Annotated in this window: 13 protein-coding genes and 1 tRNA gene; 6 read left to right on the forward strand and 8 right to left on the reverse strand. The window is 56.9% G+C overall.

Translation table 11 applies throughout. The features are described from left to right. Positions 1–21: 21 nt before the first annotated feature. Both OQV00_RS07640 and mgtE read left to right on the forward strand, forming a co-directional pair. Positions 22–1,665, forward strand: a complete 1,644-nt coding sequence (locus tag OQV00_RS07640) for a multidrug ABC transporter permease/ATP-binding protein (protein ID WP_104897094.1) — start codon at positions 22–24, stop codon at positions 1,663–1,665. 142 nt (positions 1,666–1,807) lie between these two features. Beyond that, positions 1,808–3,244, forward strand: coding sequence for a magnesium transporter (mgtE, locus tag OQV00_RS07645; RefSeq protein ID WP_004864871.1), 1,437 nt, complete (start codon positions 1,808–1,810; stop codon positions 3,242–3,244). Here the strand turns inward: mgtE and OQV00_RS07650 are convergent. After that, positions 3,207–4,454, reverse strand: a complete 1,248-nt coding sequence (locus OQV00_RS07650) for a SulP family inorganic anion transporter (protein ID WP_004864870.1) — start codon at positions 4,452–4,454, stop codon at positions 3,207–3,209. The two genes, mgtE and OQV00_RS07650, sit on opposite strands and share 38 nt — an antisense overlap. 274 nt (positions 4,455–4,728) lie before the next feature. Between OQV00_RS07650 and mqo the strand changes: the two genes are divergently transcribed. Then, entirely contained in the window at positions 4,729–6,360 is a 1,632-nt protein-coding gene (gene mqo, locus OQV00_RS07655) for a malate dehydrogenase (quinone) (RefSeq protein ID WP_266280113.1), read from the forward strand. A 52-nt stretch (positions 6,361–6,412) separates the two neighbouring features. Here mqo and eco read toward each other — a convergent pair whose 3' ends face one another. The 5 genes from eco to OQV00_RS07680 all read right to left on the reverse strand — a co-directional run bounded on the left by eco (position 6,413) and on the right by OQV00_RS07680 (position 10,762). Next, complete coding sequence (gene eco / locus OQV00_RS07660) at positions 6,413–6,904, reverse strand: serine protease inhibitor ecotin (RefSeq protein ID WP_004864866.1); 492 nt, start codon at positions 6,902–6,904, stop codon at positions 6,413–6,415. A gap of 354 nt (positions 6,905–7,258) precedes the next feature. Next, positions 7,259–8,368: an AI-2E family transporter gene (locus OQV00_RS07665; protein ID WP_004864864.1), complete on the reverse strand. Its 1,110-nt coding sequence runs from the start codon at positions 8,366–8,368 to the stop codon at positions 7,259–7,261. A gap of 232 nt (positions 8,369–8,600) precedes the next feature. After that, a tRNA-Pro gene (locus OQV00_RS07670) sits at positions 8,601–8,677 on the reverse strand. Between the two features lie 77 nt (positions 8,678–8,754). After that, positions 8,755–10,515, reverse strand: coding sequence for an LPS biosynthesis-modulating metalloenzyme YejM (gene yejM, locus OQV00_RS07675; RefSeq protein WP_032717972.1), 1,761 nt, complete (start codon positions 10,513–10,515; stop codon positions 8,755–8,757). Positions 10,516–10,534: 19 nt separating this feature from the next. Then, the gene (locus OQV00_RS07680) at positions 10,535–10,762 is read right to left on the reverse strand and encodes a YejL family protein (RefSeq protein ID WP_015583825.1); all 228 of its coding nucleotides are present in this window, start codon (positions 10,760–10,762) and stop codon (positions 10,535–10,537) included. 189 nt (positions 10,763–10,951) lie between these two features. Here OQV00_RS07680 and yejK point away from each other — a divergent pair, with 189 nt between their 5' ends. Further along, a complete protein-coding gene (gene yejK, locus OQV00_RS07685; protein ID WP_004864857.1) occupies positions 10,952–11,959 on the forward strand; it encodes a nucleoid-associated protein YejK in 1,008 nt (335 codons plus the stop codon). A 48-nt stretch (positions 11,960–12,007) separates the two neighbouring features. Here yejK and OQV00_RS07690 read toward each other — a convergent pair whose 3' ends face one another. Beyond that, positions 12,008–12,772, reverse strand: coding sequence for a DeoR/GlpR family DNA-binding transcription regulator (locus OQV00_RS07690; protein WP_004864854.1), 765 nt, complete (start codon positions 12,770–12,772; stop codon positions 12,008–12,010). An 81-nt stretch (positions 12,773–12,853) separates the two neighbouring features. On the opposite strand from OQV00_RS07690, the gene OQV00_RS07695 reads away from it, so the two are divergent. Further along, positions 12,854–13,474, forward strand: coding sequence for an NUDIX domain-containing protein (locus OQV00_RS07695; protein ID WP_015583826.1), 621 nt, complete (start codon positions 12,854–12,856; stop codon positions 13,472–13,474). Here the strand turns inward: OQV00_RS07695 and OQV00_RS07700 are convergent. Further along, entirely contained in the window at positions 13,471–14,784 is a 1,314-nt protein-coding gene (locus OQV00_RS07700) for a serine hydrolase domain-containing protein (RefSeq protein ID WP_032717971.1), read from the reverse strand. The two genes, OQV00_RS07695 and OQV00_RS07700, sit on opposite strands and share 4 nt — an antisense overlap. A gap of 105 nt (positions 14,785–14,889) precedes the next feature. On the opposite strand from OQV00_RS07700, the gene OQV00_RS07705 reads away from it, so the two are divergent. After that, the gene (locus OQV00_RS07705; protein ID WP_032717969.1) at positions 14,890–15,780 is read left to right on the forward strand and encodes a LysR family transcriptional regulator; all 891 of its coding nucleotides are present in this window, start codon (positions 14,890–14,892) and stop codon (positions 15,778–15,780) included. Positions 15,781–15,803 lie beyond the last annotated feature (23 nt).

Consider the following 15,803-nt stretch of genomic DNA (forward strand, 5'->3'; position numbering starts at 1 on the left):
TTGCTGCCCGGATTGTGAGTTATGGAACTTCTGCTGCTTGTCTGGCGCCAGTATCGCTGGCCGTTTATCTCCGTCATTGCCCTGAGTCTGCTCAGTGCGGCGCTGGGAATCGGGCTTATTGCCTTTATTAATCTGCGTCTGATGACCGTGGTCGATACCTCGCTGGCGGTGCTGCCGGAATTTCTCGGTTTGTTGCTGCTGCTGATGGTCGTGACGCTGGGTTCCCAGCTGGCCCTGACCACCCTGGGCCACCATTTTGTCTTCCGCCTGCGCGGCGAATTTATCAAACGCATCCTTGATACCCAAATCGAAAAGGTCGAGAAGATCGGTAGCGCTTCGCTGCTTGCCGGTTTAACCAGCGACATTCGCAATATCACCATCGCTTTTGTGCGCCTGCCGGAGCTGGTGCAGGGGATTATCCTGACCTTTGGTTCCGCCGCCTATCTGGCGTGGCTGTCGGGCAAAATGATGATGGTGACCGCGCTGTGGATGGCGCTGACCATCTGGGGCGGGTTTGTGCTGGTGGCTCGCGTCTACAGGCATATGGCGACGCTGCGGGAAACGGAAGACAAGCTGTACCACGACTACCAGACGGTGCTGGAGGGGCGCAAAGAGTTAACCCTTAACCGGGAACGCGCGGAATACGTGTTTAATCAGCTTTATCTGCCGGATGCCCGCGAATATCGTCACCATATTATCCGCGCCGATACGTTCCATCTCAGCGCGGTGAACTGGTCGAATATTATGATGCTGGGGGCCATCGGACTGGTGTTCTGGATGGCAAACAGCCTCGGCTGGGCGAATACCGCGGTGGCGGCGACCTACTCGCTGACTCTGCTGTTCCTGCGCACGCCGCTGCTCTCGGCGGTCGGAGCGCTGCCGACATTGCTCAGCGCCCAGGTGGCGTTCAACAAGCTGAATACCTTCTCGCTGGCACCGTATCGCGCCGACTTCCCGCAGCCGGAACCGCACCCGCACTGGCAGACTCTGGAGCTGCGCGACGTCTGCTTCCACTATCCGGATAACAGCTTTGCTGTCGGGCCGATTAACCTGACCCTGCAGCGCGGCGAGCTGGTGTTTTTAATTGGCGGCAATGGCAGCGGTAAATCGACGCTGGCGATGCTGCTGACCGGGCTGTATCAACCGGCTTCCGGGCAGATTCTGCTCGATGGCCAGCCCCTTGCGGCAGACAAGCCCGAAGATTACCGCAAGCTTTTTTCGGCGGTCTTTACCGATGTCTGGCTGTTCGATCGGCTGCTGGGCCCCGGCGGAAAAGCGGCGGACTCCGCGCTGGTTGACCAGTGGATGGCGTACCTGAAAATGACGCATAAACTGCAGCTGGATAACGGCAGGATTGTCGATTTGAAGCTGTCGAAAGGGCAGAAAAAACGCGTTGCGCTGCTGCTGGCGCTGGCGGAGGAGCGGGATATCATTCTGCTTGATGAGTGGGCGGCGGATCAGGACCCGCATTTCCGGCGCGAGTTTTACCAGCTGCTGCTGCCGCTGCTGCAGCAAATGGGGAAAACCGTTTTCGCCATTAGCCACGACGATCACTACTTCCAACATGCCGACCGCCTGCTGGAGATGCGAAGCGGCCAGCTGACAGAGCTGACGGGAGAAGAGCGCGAGCTGGCTACCCGGGATGCGGTGGCCCGCACCGCCTGATTGATCGCGTCGCCGGCTCGCCGGCGGCGCGGTTGTTGATTTTTCCGCCGCCTGAACGCGGCGACGGTTATTTTTTCTCCCTCCCCGCGCTATGCTTATGGCTCCTGGCCTGCCACATGTTCTCAAAAGGATTGCCTGACCGATGTCCGTTTCGCATAAAAAAAGTGCCAGATTACGTGATGAAGAGCGTGCCCGCCTTATCTGGCTGCTGACCACCGATAAAGCCGTCACCTCGGCGCTGCTGGGAAAACTGACGCTTGCTGAACGCTATGACGACGGCACGCTGGCAGACGATCTGGCGGAGGTCGAGGTGCTGGTCTCTCACCTGCCGCCACCGGACCTTGCCGATGCCCTCGAAGCGCTGCCGTACGACGGGCGTAATGCGCTCTGGCAGCTGGTCAGCAACGACAAACGCGGCGAGGTGCTGCTCGAGGCATCGGAAAACGTCTGGGGCGATCTCATCGATAAGATGAGCGACCACGAGCTGCTCGACGCGCTGCAAACCCTGGATATCGACGAACAGGTCTATCTGGTTCAGCACCTGCCGCGTAACCTGACCGGTCGCTTACTGGCGACGATGCCGCCGGATAAGCGCGCGCGCGTCCGCCAGATTATGCGTTACGCCGACAATACCGTTGGGGCAATCATGGAGTTCGAAGTGATTGTCGTGCGTCCGGAAATGACGCTGGCGGCGGTACAGCGCTATCTGCGGCGGTTGGGCAAAATGCCGGCGAACACCGATAAGCTGTTTGTGACCACCCGCAATAAGCTTCTGCTGGGTGAGCTTCAGCTGCAAACGATTCTGCTCAATGCGGCGCAAAAACGGGTCGGCGACGTCATGGAAGGGGACCCGGTCACCTTCCAGCCGCACGAAGAGGCTGAAAAGGTGGCGCGTACCTTTGAACGTGACGACTTGATCAGCGCCGCGGTGATTGATGCAGAAGGGAAGCTGATGGGCCGTCTGACCATCGATGAGATTGTTGACGTCGTCTATGAAGAGACGGACAGCGATCTGCGCGGTATGGGCGGTCTGAGCAGCGAAGAGGATGTCTTTGCGCCGGTCAGCAAAGCGGTGAAGACCCGCTGGGCCTGGCTGGCGGTTAATCTGTGCACCGCCTTTATCGCCTCGCGGGTGATTGACGGGTTTGAACACACCATTTCACAGCTGGTGGCGCTTGCCTCGCTGATGCCGATCGTCGCCGGGATCGGCGGCAACACCGGCAATCAGACGATCACCATGATCGTGCGCGCTATGGCATTACAGCACATTCAGCCCGGCAGCTTTTCGTTTCTGATTCTGCGCGAGATGGGCGTCGCGCTGATTAACGGCCTGGTATGGGGCGGGATCATGGGGGCGATCACCTGGTGGTTGTATCAGGACCCGCAGCTGGGCGGCGTGATGACGCTGGCGATGATGCTGAATCTGCTGATGGCCGCGATGATGGGGGTGATTATTCCGATGGTGATGGTCAAGCTGGGGCGCGATCCGGCGGTCGGCTCCAGCGTGATGATCACCGCGATCACCGACACCGGCGGCTTCTTTATTTTTCTCGGTCTGGCGACGATATTTCTGATGTAAGCGCCGGCCTGCTGCGCAGCCGGCGAGGAATCAGCGCCATCACTGCCAGTCCGGCCACAACGCCAATGGCCAGATTGCTGGTTCCGACCGTCGCGCCGACGGTCGCCAGCATAACCAGCGTTTCCGGCCACGGATGGCGCGCCACTTCCGCCGGCCGAATGCTGTGCCAGCTGAAGGTTTTTGCCGCCACAATCACCATCACTCCGGCCAGCACCACCATCGGAATTTTAGCCATTACTTCACTCAGCGCGGTGACCAGCAGCAGCAGTACAAGGCCTGCCGCAACGGTTGAGACGCGGCTTCGGCCCTTGCCCATTTCGACGTTAACGATGGTCTGCCCGATCATGGCGCAGCCGGCGATACCGCCGTACAATCCGGCGAGAATATTGGCGATGCCCAGCCCGGTGCTCTCGCGCGCTTTGCTGGATGGCGTGTGGGTCAGATCATCCACGAGTTTAGCCGTCAGCAGCGACTCCAGCAGGCCAACGAAGGCGATACTCAACGCGCAGGGCCAGATAATGCTCAGCGTGTGCAGATCGAGCGGTACCCGCAGAGCGGTAAGTCCGGGCAGTCCACCGCTCATAGTGCCTTCATCACCGACGGTGGGCAGCAGCTGGCCGCTGGTGACGGTAAACAAGGTCAGCAGGATGATGGCGATCAGCGGCGAAGGGATGGCTTTGATATAGCGTGGCGCCCACAGCACAATCAGCAGCGTCAGCACGAACAGGCCGAGGATCAGCGGCCGTGTGCTCCAGAAATGTGGCAGCTGGGCAAAAAAGATCAGTATCCCCAGCGCATTCACAAATCCGGTCATCACCGATTGCGGAATAAATCGCATCAGTCGGGCCATACCGCACAACCCAAACAAAATTTGAATAATACCAGCCAAAATGACAGCGGGCAGGATATAGCCCACGCCGTGTTGATGCACCATAGGGCCAATGACCAGCGCCACCGACCCCGCCGCTGCGGTGACCATGGCCGGTCTGCCGCCAAGCACCGACATCGCCAGACAGAGCACGACGGACGCAATCAGGCTGACTTTCGGGTCAACCCCGGCAATCACAGAAAAGGAGATAACCTCTGGAATCAGGGCCAGCGCGGTGAGTACGCCAGCCAGCGCTTCGCGGGTCAGTAGCGACGGCGAGCGTAATACATGGCGAAGCGCGCCGTTCGAAGAGGGTGGTGCGGGGTTGGTGGCCTGATGCATAAGCGTTTCGCTGGTAGATAAAAGCCGGAACCACGAGCCGGAGCTTGTGTGCGGTCTGTCACAAAACAGGGGATGATAGCGCGTGGACGTGACATATACCAGTACAAAATATGATTTAGCGTACACATTTATTAAACATTTTTATAACAGATCTCAAAACTCAACTTAAATTTTAAACAATATTTAATTTTTTGATCTTCGGTGTTACCTTGATTCTCGATAATCGTTTCACCTGCGCTAAATCCAAAAGCGAGTAAAGTAAGGCTCAAATCCGATGAAGAAAAAGATGGCCGTACCCAGCTCACCGGCTGTTGGTTCAAATACACCTCGGACCAACACCCGCCATGAGCAAGAGACGGATGTATTGTTGATTGGCGGCGGCATCATGAGCGCCACGTTGGGAACCTGGCTTCAGGAACTTGAGCCGGACTGGTCTATTACCATGGTCGAGCAGATGTCCAGCGTGGCTGAAGAGAGCTCGAACGGCTGGAACAATGCGGGTACCGGTCATGCGGCTTTGATGGAGCTGAACTACACGCCACAAACCGCCAGTGGGATTAATATCGACAAAGCGGTCGATATCAACGAATCCTTCCACATCTCCCGGCAATTTTGGGCTCACCAGGTGACACGCGGCATACTCAGTAAGCCGAAATCGTTTATTAACAGCGTGCCGCACATGAGCTTTGTGTGGGGCGAAGACAATGTGAATTTCCTGCGCGCGCGTTACGCGGCGCTCCAGCAGAGTGAGCTGTTCCGCGGGATTCGCTATTCTGAAGATCATCAGCAGATCAAAGAGTGGGCGCCGCTGGTGATGGAAGGGCGAGATCCGCAGCAAAAAGTGGCCGCGACCCGCACCGAAGTCGGGACCGACGTCAACTACGGGGAAATCACCCGCCAGCTGATTGCCGGACTGCAGACCCATGATAACTTCTCTTTGCAGCTTGGTACCGTTGTGCGTCGCTTTAAGCGCAACGCGGACAAGAGCTGGACAGTGACCCTGGCCGATGCCGATAATCGTCGCCAGAAGCGCGTTATTAAAGCCAAATTTATCTTTATTGGCGCCGGCGGCGCCGCGCTGACGCTGCTTCAGGAAACCGGTATTCCTCAGGCGAAAGAGTACGCGGGCTTCCCGGTGGGGGGACAGTTCCTGGTGTGCGAAAACCCGGAGGTGGTGAACCATCATCTGGCGAAAGTCTATGGCCAGGCCGAAGTGGGCGCGCCGCCGATGTCGGTTCCGCATATCGATACGCGGATTATCGATGGCAAGCGGGTGGTACTGTTTGGACCGTTCGCGACCTTCTCGACCCGCTTCCTGAAAAACGGTTCGCTGTGGGATCTGCTGGCATCAACCAACACCTCGAATATTCTGCCGATGCTCAATGTCGGTCTGGATAACTTCGATCTGGTGAAATATCTGATTAGCCAGGTGATGCAGAAAGATAACGATCGTCACGAGGCGCTGCGCGAATACTATCCGGAAGCGAGTAAAGAGGACTGGCGCTTGTGGCAGGCCGGCCAGCGTGTACAGATTATCAAACGCAACGGTAAGAAGGGCGTACTGCGTCTGGGCACGGAAGTGGTCAGCGATGACGAAGGTACCGTTGCAGCGCTGCTGGGAGCTTCTCCGGGAGCATCGACGGCGGCGCCTATCATGCTACAGCTGATGGAGAAGGTCTTTAAAGAGAAGGTGCAGTCGGCCGCCTGGCAGGCGAAACTGAAAGAGATCGTTCCCTCCTACGGTCTGCGTCTGGATGGTAACCCGGCGGCGATTGAACAGGCGCTGGCGTGGACCAGTGAAGTACTGCAGCTGCATTACGAGCCGGTAGCGGTGGTTGATCAGGTCCCGCTGGCGGAGCTGAAGCCGCTCTCCGGTGACAAACCTATGGCGGATATTGCGCTGTAGAACGACATCCGGCGGCTGATGCCGCCGGATAGTGACTGTTTATCGCTTCGCGTTAGCGTACAACGGCATTGCCGATGGTTTCGTCTGCTTTCCAGATTCGGTATTTTACTTCGACGTTATCTGGGGTGTAGACCACGATGGGCAGCTTGCTGTTGTAGCGCAGCATGGCATCATCACCCAAGCCTGCCAGCACAAATTTACGCTCTTTTTTGCCGTCCGGGCAGGCCATCATGGTTGAAACCGGTCCGGTCACTTTATCAAAAACGTAGTAATCGTAACCCCAGCCTTCCAGCGTTTTGCTTTCCAGTTGACCGCCGAGGCGATGGCGGTTGCAGTCAACCTCAAGGGTCTGGCCGATCATCAGCTCGACTTTAAATGCGGATTCGTCCTGCTGCTGCGGCAGCTGAATCACCTGACGCTTCATGCCTTTTTCCGCCTTCGGATAGGGGGCGACCTTTTCCAGAGGCTGTTCAGCGGCCAGCGCGCTGGTGGAAACACAGGCAACGGCCAGCAGAGAAACAGCAAGCGTAGAGATTTTCTTCACGATTCATCATCCTTTGTTATCGATCTTTAACGGCAAAAGACTAGCACTCTTTTGCGTAATGGTAAGAATAATTTACCATTATTTTCATATATTGTGGTCTGATTGACTGGCTTTATTGGCTGGTTTGCAAGTATTCACTACCCAAATTCACTCTCTGAGCGAAAGGTTCTTTGGGTATCCCTGACGGGATATTGCCGCCAACGGCAACCGGCAACCCGGCGTTAATAATCATCAGCAAGCGAAGACGTTTTCAGGTGCGATGATTCCAGTCCGACCGGCCAATACCCGCGAATAAGGGGCGCTATAACAGTAACAGAAGGGGAGACGGGGGAAGCGAAATGCTCCCCCCGATGCCTACTCATCGCGACTGACTTTTCCTTCCTCGATGAACTCTTCATCGATTTCGTCGGTGTTGCCCGCGTGCTCGCGCCCCGATAGCAGATTCCAGCAGGCAATAAACAGGGCGGCGATCAGCGGCCCGATGACAAAGCCATTAATCCCATAAATCTCCATGCCGCCGAGGGTGGCAATCAAAATCAGATAGTCCGGCATTTTGGTATCTTTGCCCACCAGCAGCGGGCGCAGAATATTATCCACCAGGCCTATCACAATCACGAAGAAGCCGACGATAAACGCCCCTTGCCATAGCTGATCGGTGGCAAACAGGAAGATGGCAGCCGGTACCCAGACTATGGCGGAACCGATCGCCGGAATCAGCGACAGAAACGCCATGATGGCGCCCCACAAAATGCTGCCGTCGAGGCCGGCGATAGAAAACGCGATGCCGCCAAGTATCCCCTGGGCGAGGGCGACGGCGGCGGTACCTTTTACGGTTGCCCGTGATACGGCGGCAAATTTAGCAAACAGATGCTGCTTAACGTAGTTAGACAGCGGCAGGGACTCAAGGATGAGCATGACCAGATAGGGGCCATCTTTGAGCAGGAAAAACAGCAGATACAGCATGATGCCGAAGCTAACGGTAAAGCCGAAAGTCCCTTTACCAATCAGGAACGCGCTGCCGGCCAGATATTGCCCGCCTTTCAGAGCGGCGTCAGAGAGCTGTTTCTGAATCTGCTCTGCGCTGTCAAGGTTATGTTCGGAGAGAAAGCTTCTGGCCCACTCAGGCAGATGGGCAAACAGATTGGCCACCACCACAGGAAACTGGGTGTCGTTATGCTGAAGCTGGGTGTAAACCAGGTTGAGCTCAATCGCCAGCGATGAAATGATGATCGCCAGCGGCGTGAAAACAATCAGGCAGATAATCACGACGGTCAACAACGAGGCCAGGCCATTGCGCTCACCGAGGCGAGTACGCAACTTGTTCTTCACCGGGTTGAAGATGACCGACAGAATCGCGGCCCACAGTATGGCTGAATAATAGGGGGAAAGAACATTAAAAAAGGCGAGGCTGACCATCAGCAAAATCAGGATAAAAAATCCCTTCGTAAGTCCATTAACTCTCATATTAATTGTTCCGGTGTCAGGCAAGTACGACGAATAATAGAAGCTATTCTTCGATTTACAATCAGTAAGGTCGGAGTTTCTTCATCAGCAGTACGGAAACGGGGATAGATTCGACCGCGGACCGCGACCGTGTCGGCGGGGTGATTCGGGCATTAAAAAACCCGCAGGCTCAGAGAGGATGCGGGTTCTTAAGGGGTTACCGGTTGTTAAGATAACTTACCGGTGAATGATTTGGTCGGCACGAGAGGATTTGAACCTCCGACCCCCGACACCCCATGACGGTGCGCTACCAGGCTGCGCTACGTGCCGACGTATGGAGGACAATATTACCCGTTCCCCGACCGAATGCAAGCCGGGGAACGGCTGATTGATTCATAATTAATCAATCAGTTAGCGATAAAGCGTTTTTCGTCAGTCAGGATCTGCAGCAGCAGGCTGAGTTGAGGTTTGCGGTTATCAATCTTTTTGCCGTCGCTGTTCCAGGTGCTGTAGGTGCCGTTGTGGTTCAGCACCACGGTCACCTCTGGCGACGTGACCGCCAGCGTATCGCCGTTGGCCGCCGTCACCCAGGCCCTACGACGCGCGGGGCTGAACAGGTCTTCACCCTGTGAGTATTCGTTGGCAGGCGTGGAGACGTGCAGCAGGCGCTGCATCAGCGTCGTCATCACATCTTTGTTGCTGGTCAGCGTCGCGATGTTCTGCGCCGGAATCCCTGGCCAGTGAATAACCAGCGGAACCTGCAGCTGCTCCCGGGACCAGTCAAACTTACCGCGCTGCGGATTCAACGGCATACCGTGCGCGGCGGTAATAATCACCACCGTATTATCCAGTTTTCCGGCATCGCTCAGGGCGCTCAGTACCCGGCTGATTTGGTTATCAACATCTCCCGCCGCACGGCTGTAGCGACGCGCGAAGTTTTGCTGCTGACTGTTATCCAGCGTGGTGCCGTTCAGCGAAATCCATGAGAACCAGCGGTTTTCATCCTGCGCATAGCGATTGAGCCAGCCAATCCACTGGTCCGCCGTTTGCTCATCGCTTTGCATTTTCTCATTTGGCAGCGAGAAATCGGACAGCAGCGCCTGGCGATAGAGCGGACTGCTGAAACCATCGGAGGAGAACAGCCCCAGCTGATATCCCTGCTGGTTAAAGGCCGTAATCAACGCGGCCGGGATGCGGGCTGACAGGACGCCATCCATATAGCCCGGCGAAATCCCGTAGAACAGGCCAAACATCCCGCTATCGGTGGTATTGCCGGAGCTCATATGCTGGGTAAAGTTGACGTTCTCTTGCGCGAAACGGGCCAGTTCCGGCATATTTTTCTCAAACCGCGAATAGTTCAGGTTATCGACGGTAATGAGCAGAACGTTGTAGCCAGCCCCCAGATCGCGATAGCGCAGGGTGCTCAGCGGATACTCAACGGAGACGGCTTCCGGCGCCCCCTGTTCTACCAGACGACGCTGGTAATCCTGGGCGTCGAGCAGGCCATGTTTCTCAAGGAAACGGCGGGCCGTCATCGGATAGGAGAGCGGCAGATTCGCCCGTTGCATGGTGATCGGGCGATAAAAATTCGCATCCGCCCAGATATAAATCAGGTGGCTGCTGATAAAAGAGAGAAAGAAAAACCAGGCGACAGGCCGGGCGTAGTGGCGGCGACGCGTCAGGCTACGCAGCTTCTGCCAGCTCCAGGTCGCAAACAGCATTTCCAGCAGGAAGATAATCGGCACGCTGATAAACATCAGCTGCCAGTCGCGCGCCATCTCATTCTGGTCAGGGTTGATGACCAGTTCCCAGACAATAGGGTTAAGATGCAGGTGGAAACGGGTAAAGACTTCGCTATCGATCAGCAGGAGCGTCATGCCCGCGGTCGCCAGAATGACCGACAGGAAGCGCATCAATCGCTGCGATACGACGATAAAGGTCAGCGGGAAGAGAATCAGGACATAGCTGGTAAATACCAGAAAACTGAAGTGACCCACGAGGCTGACATACGAGAAAATACGTCCGCCCAGAGTCGTGGGCCAGTCGGCGACAAAAAGATAGCGGCTGCCGAGCACCATGGCCAACAACATGTTGAACAGGGCGAACCAGTGCCCCCAGCTGACCATCTGGGAGATTTTTTCTCGGTAGGGCTGACGAAGAGTCACCATATACAGTTGTTGGTTATCCTTAGTGCGCCGGATCGTCGTTGATTGAAGACTGCAGAGCCTGGGCAAAAGAACGGGCGATAGCCTGACGCTGCGCCGGCGCGACGCTACTATTGATCAGGTTAGTCACCATATTGCCTAGCACCATCAGTGAAAGGTCAACGGGGGCTTTGTGTGTTTCCAGCACGTTGGTCAGCTCGCTAAGCAGCTGTTCGACGTGTTCATCACTATAGCGGGATAATTGCGGCATAAACTCAAAATCTGTTTGTTCGTGAAAGGGCAACATATTACCGTAGCAGCAGCTTTTTTTCCGCATTTTTTCGCCACGGCGCAAAAGCGCGCACGATCGCGAGTCTCTGGTCGTCGAAGAGTCACGCGGCGGTTGCGTCGCCGTCCCGGCGGTGGTTGAATACCGGCCGGTCTAAAAGGAGAGTTTAACATGAGTCTGGATATCGACCAGATTGCCCTGCATCAGTTAATTAAACGTGATGAACAAAACCTCGAACTGGTGCTGCGCGATTCCTTACTGGAGCCGAATGCGACGGTCGTGGAAATGATGGCCGAGCTGCATCGTGTCTACAGCGCTAAAAACAAGGCCTACGGTCTGTTTAACGAAGAGAGCGAGCTGGCGCAGGCCCTTCGCCTGCAGCGCCAGGGCGAAGAAGAATTTCTCCCGTTCAGCCGGGCGGCAACCGGCCGTCTGCGTGATGAACTGGCGAAATATCCTTTCGCAGAAGGCGGTATCGTTCTGTTCTGTCAGTATCGTTATCTGGCGGTTGAGTATCTGCTGGTGGCGGTGCTGAACAACCTGAGCAGTATGCGCGTTAATGAAGATCTGGATATCAGCTCAACCCACTATCTGGATATCAATCATGCCGATATTGTGGCGCGCATTGACTTAACTGAATGGGAAACCAATCCGGAGTCGACCCGCTACCTGACCTTCCTCAAAGGCCGGGTCGGGCGTAAAGTGGCCGATTTCTTTATGGACTTCCTCGGCGCCAGCGAAGGGCTGAATGCCAAAGCGCAGAACCGCGGCCTGCTCCAGGCGGTCGATGATTTCGCCTCCGATGCTCAGCTCGATAAGTCCGAACGGCAGAACGTTCGTCAGCAGGTATATGCTTATTGCAACGAGCAGCTGCAGGCGGGAGAAGAGATTGAACTGGAATCTTTATCCAAAGAGCTGGCCGGCGTCAGCGAGAAGAGCTTCCAGCAATTTACCGCTGAACAGGGGTATGAGCTGGAAGAGAGCTTCCCGGCGGATCGCAGCACGCTGCGTCAGTTGACCAAGTTTGCCGGCAGCGGCGGCGGGTTAACGATCAACTTTGATGCCATGCTGCTGGGCGAGCGGGTGTTCTGGGATCCGGCAACGGATACGCTGACCATCAAAGGCACGCCGCCTAACCTGCGCGATCAGCTGCAGCGTCGGACTTCCGGCGGTAGCTGATTCTCCGCCAGCCCCGGTGAAGGCCGGGGCTGGCGGCCCGCGGCGTTGTTACTCAGCGTCGGCGCGGATCGTCTCGATCCCGTGCTGAGTCAGCTTCGCCTGCAGGGCCTCATCCAGCAAACCATCGATAATCAGGGTACTGGCAAGGCTTAGCTCGCCGATGGCAAACGCCGATGCCGAGTTCAGTTTTTCCTGCGACGCCATCACAATGGTTTCCGCTGCCCGCGCGGCGAGTGCCCGCTTGATAGCCGCCTCTTCATAATCGCCGGTAGTGAAACCCGCGCGGTCATGCACCCCGGTAACGCCCATAAAAAACAGATCGGCATTGATCCGCGCAATACCTTCCAGCGCGCTGGCGCCGACGGTGACCACCGAATGTTTAAACAGCCGCCCGCCGATCAGAATGACCTCAATCAACGGTCGTTCCACCAGCGCGACGGCAATACCTGGGCTGTGGGTTACGACGGTACAGGCCAAATCAGCCGGCAGACAGCGGACCATTTCTTCTGTCGTGGTCCCGCCATCGATAATCACCACCTGCCCCGGCTGGATCAGCGCCGCCGCCCGGCGGGCAATGGCCTGCTTTGAAGCGATTTGCACGTTTTTTCTTGTTTCGATCGGCGCGATGGCCGCCGAAACCGGCAGCGCGCCGCCGTGGACCCGCTGCAGCTTGCCTTCCCCCGCCAGCTCGCGTAAATCCCGGCGGATAGAGTCTTCAGAGACGTTAAACCGCTGGCTAAGCTCGCCGGACATCACCTGTTTTTCGACGGCGAGAATCTGCAGTATTTGCTGTTTTCGTTGGCTGGCAAACATATTCCTTCCTTCATGTTTGATCTTGTTTGTGCGTTATTTTGCATGTTATCGTGGCCGCTGTCATCTCATCAGGAGAAAAATATGTCCAGGGATACCTCCCGCGTTCGCCACGTGCGTGAAACGCTGCTGTCCGACAACTGGTATACGTTAAAAAAATACACTTTTGAATTGCTGCGCCGGGATGGCCGTTGGCAGGAACAGAGCCGTGAGGCCTACGATCGCGGCAACGGCGCGGTGATTCTGCTCTATAACCGGGTAAAGCAAACCGTTGTACTTATACGCCAGTTTCGTTTTCCGGTGTGGATTAATGGTCATGATGGTTTTTTGATCGAGGCGGCTGCCGGGCTGCTGGATAATGCGTCGCCGGAAGAGCGCATTATCGCCGAGGCGGAAGAAGAGACCGGCTTCCGCGTCACCGGCATTGAACCGGTTTTTACCGCCTACATGAGTCCGGGGTCGGTCACCGAAAAGCTCTATTTTTTCATTGCCGAATATTCGGCGGACGATCGCCGCGGCGAAGGCGGCGGGCTGGCGGCGGAAGGGGAGGATATCGAAGTGCTGGAGTGGCCACTGGCCCGGGCGTTACAAGCGATACGCGAGGGGGAAATTGTGGATGCCAAAACCATTATGCTACTGCAACACCTGGCTCTCACGATTTCGTCGCGCCTTGCCCCGGATGAAACAAGGCGCGATAACCCTTAGTGCAGTTTGCGGGCGATAGCGCTGTACATCAGCGCGGCTTCCAGCGGTTGGGCGTTAAACGAAGGTTCGGCCTGCGGCCAGGTTGACCACTGTACGATCACCAGATGTTCCGCGCGGTTGACCATAATCACCTGGCCGTAGATACCCAGCGCCCACAGCGAACCTTTCAGGCCCTGGCGGGCGCTGGGGTCGACATGCTGTGCGTTGGCCGGAATCGCGTTATTCCACCATTGATAGCCGTAAATACCTTCCGGGTGTGCCGGGGAGACTGATTTCTGCGCCTGGGTCCAGGCGGAGGATTGGTCAAACCAGCCTTCAGGCACCAGCCGTTGGCCATCGGCCAGACGTCCATCCCGGGCGACAAACTCGCCGAAACGACCCCAGTCTTCCAGCGTAGCGTTAAAGCCGTGCGCCCCGACGTCATGCTTGCCCTGCTGATAAGCGTGCCAGACGCCGTCATGCGCCATTCCGGCGGGTTGCCACAGGGCCTGCTCCAGCCATGCGGCAAGCGGCATTCCGGTGGCCCGCTCCAGAACATCACCCAATAGCCAGGCGCCCCCTGACGAGTAGGACCACTGCTCGCCGGCGGGATGCGTGCGCTTCAGGGAGGCCACGATCTTGCGCACGCACGCGTAGGCACCTGGATGGGCTTCACACTGAGTCAGGCGGGCGAAATGGGATTGCGGGTTGGTGTAATCTTCATTCCACTCGACGCCGGAGGTGTGCTGAATCAGCTGTTTAAGGGTGACATCGTCCCAGGCGCTGCCTTTCAGGTCGGGCTCGTAATCGGTGATCCGATCATTAAGCGAATGGATTTTACCTTGCTGAATCGCTATACCGACCAGGGTGGAGACCACCGCTTTACCTACCGAGCGGGAGGTCCACAGCGTGGTGTCGGTATTGCCTGCGCCGAGATATTTGTAGGCAATCTTACCCTCTTTGAGTACCAGAAAACCGGTGACGTTCTGGCGCTTCAGGTAATCCTGCAGGTTCCATGTCTGGCCGTTTACCGTATAGCTGACGTCGGTCAGCGGCTTATCTGACGGCGACAGCGGCGTGGCGTTACCGTGATGGAAGATATCGCCGGCATAGTTACGGTAGTCGTTGCGAAAACCGATAACCCGGGCGGACCGATCCCAGTTGAGCATATCTTTTGTTGCAGGCAGAACGGGATCAAAAGGTGTCGGGCAGACATCCAGCATGACTCCGCCGCAGGCCTGCGGTGACGGGGCCTGCGCCATGCTGACGGTAGGGCAAAGCGCGAACAGCAACGCCAGGGCCAGCGGTGTGGTTTTTTTTATCTTTGTCATCAGAGATTCCTTATTAGCCATAACAACCAGGCCTGCAGTATATAAATCGCCTTCGGCAGGCTAAAATCAGCCGATGGGGGATTTTCCCCCAAAGGAAACCACAGGATGAAAACGCTGCATTACTCATTTGCCCAGATTGAGGCTTTTGCCACCATCGCGGAAACCGGGAGTCTTTCGCGGGCGGCGATTCGGCTCGGAAAAGACCGCACCACGCTGCGCGATCTGCTGGATTACCTGGAAGATGCGCTGGGATATGCGCTGTTCCTGCGCGAAGGGCGAAGCCTGGCGTTAACCGCCGAAGGGGAACAACTTTTTCGCCAGGCGCATTTATTGCTGCGCCAGGCCCAGGCCTTTGAGTCGTTTGCGCAGACGCTACCGCGCACCGCGGGGCAGGGGCTGCGGGTGGTGTACGATCCGTTTGTACCGCGATCCTTTCTCTGCGCACTGGTAGATCGCCTTGCCCGATGTCAGCTGCGAATGAGCTGCTGGAGCGCATCGCGCCGCGAGGCGGAGCAGGCGCTGGCCGACGGGCAGGCCGATCTGGCTATTTGCCAGGCCAATAACCGGACTCTCGGCAGCGAAATGGAGTGGCGCGCGTTGGGAACCGTCGATCTGCGCTTTTATGCGGCCGAGCGACTGTTTGCGGACTGCGCGCGTCCGTTGACTCTGCTCAATCTGTCGTTGGTCCCGCAGCTGGTGATGCATCGCCGCGCAGACGAGCAAATTGCCCGCCGGGTGCAAATTTCGGGACATACGCTGTACATGAATGAAAAAGCGTTATTGCGCCATGCGCTGCAGCAGGGGCAGGGGTGGGGATTCTTACCTGACCATTTTCAGGCGGCCGGCTGGGAAGGCGTGGAGGAGATCGATACCGAAGTCGGTACCCAGGGGCTGAATGTCACGATGGTGATGCTGTGGCAGCCGGGAATGAACAAGCATCCGACGCTGGGAGAGGTGGTTGATTTTGCGCCTTTGCTATGGAAACAAGACGCATAACAAAACGCCCCGGACCTTGCGGG

This window comes from Klebsiella sp. DY2415, from assembly GCF_026314315.1.
Classification (GTDB): domain Bacteria; phylum Pseudomonadota; class Gammaproteobacteria; order Enterobacterales; family Enterobacteriaceae; genus Klebsiella; species Klebsiella ornithinolytica.

Coding starts and splice junctions, on each gene's coding strand:
- OQV00_RS07640 (WP_104897094.1), top strand. CDS start 22: ATGGAACTTCTGCTGCTTGTCTGGCGCCAGTATCGCTGGCCGTTTATC.
- mgtE (WP_004864871.1), top strand. CDS start 1,808: ATGTCCGTTTCGCATAAAAAAAGTGCCAGATTACGTGATGAAGAGCGT.
- OQV00_RS07650 (WP_004864870.1), bottom strand. CDS start 4,454: ATGCATCAGGCCACCAACCCCGCACCACCCTCTTCGAACGGCGCGCTT.
- mqo (WP_266280113.1), top strand. CDS start 4,729: ATGAAGAAAAAGATGGCCGTACCCAGCTCACCGGCTGTTGGTTCAAAT.
- OQV00_RS07665 (WP_004864864.1), bottom strand. CDS start 8,368: ATGAGAGTTAATGGACTTACGAAGGGATTTTTTATCCTGATTTTGCTG.
- yejM (WP_032717972.1), bottom strand. CDS start 10,515: ATGGTGACTCTTCGTCAGCCCTACCGAGAAAAAATCTCCCAGATGGTC.
- OQV00_RS07680 (WP_015583825.1), bottom strand. CDS start 10,762: ATGCCGCAATTATCCCGCTATAGTGATGAACACGTCGAACAGCTGCTT.
- yejK (WP_004864857.1), top strand. CDS start 10,952: ATGAGTCTGGATATCGACCAGATTGCCCTGCATCAGTTAATTAAACGT.
- OQV00_RS07690 (WP_004864854.1), bottom strand. CDS start 12,772: ATGTTTGCCAGCCAACGAAAACAGCAAATACTGCAGATTCTCGCCGTC.
- OQV00_RS07695 (WP_015583826.1), top strand. CDS start 12,854: ATGTCCAGGGATACCTCCCGCGTTCGCCACGTGCGTGAAACGCTGCTG.
- OQV00_RS07700 (WP_032717971.1), bottom strand. CDS start 14,784: ATGACAAAGATAAAAAAAACCACACCGCTGGCCCTGGCGTTGCTGTTC.
- OQV00_RS07705 (WP_032717969.1), top strand. CDS start 14,890: ATGAAAACGCTGCATTACTCATTTGCCCAGATTGAGGCTTTTGCCACC.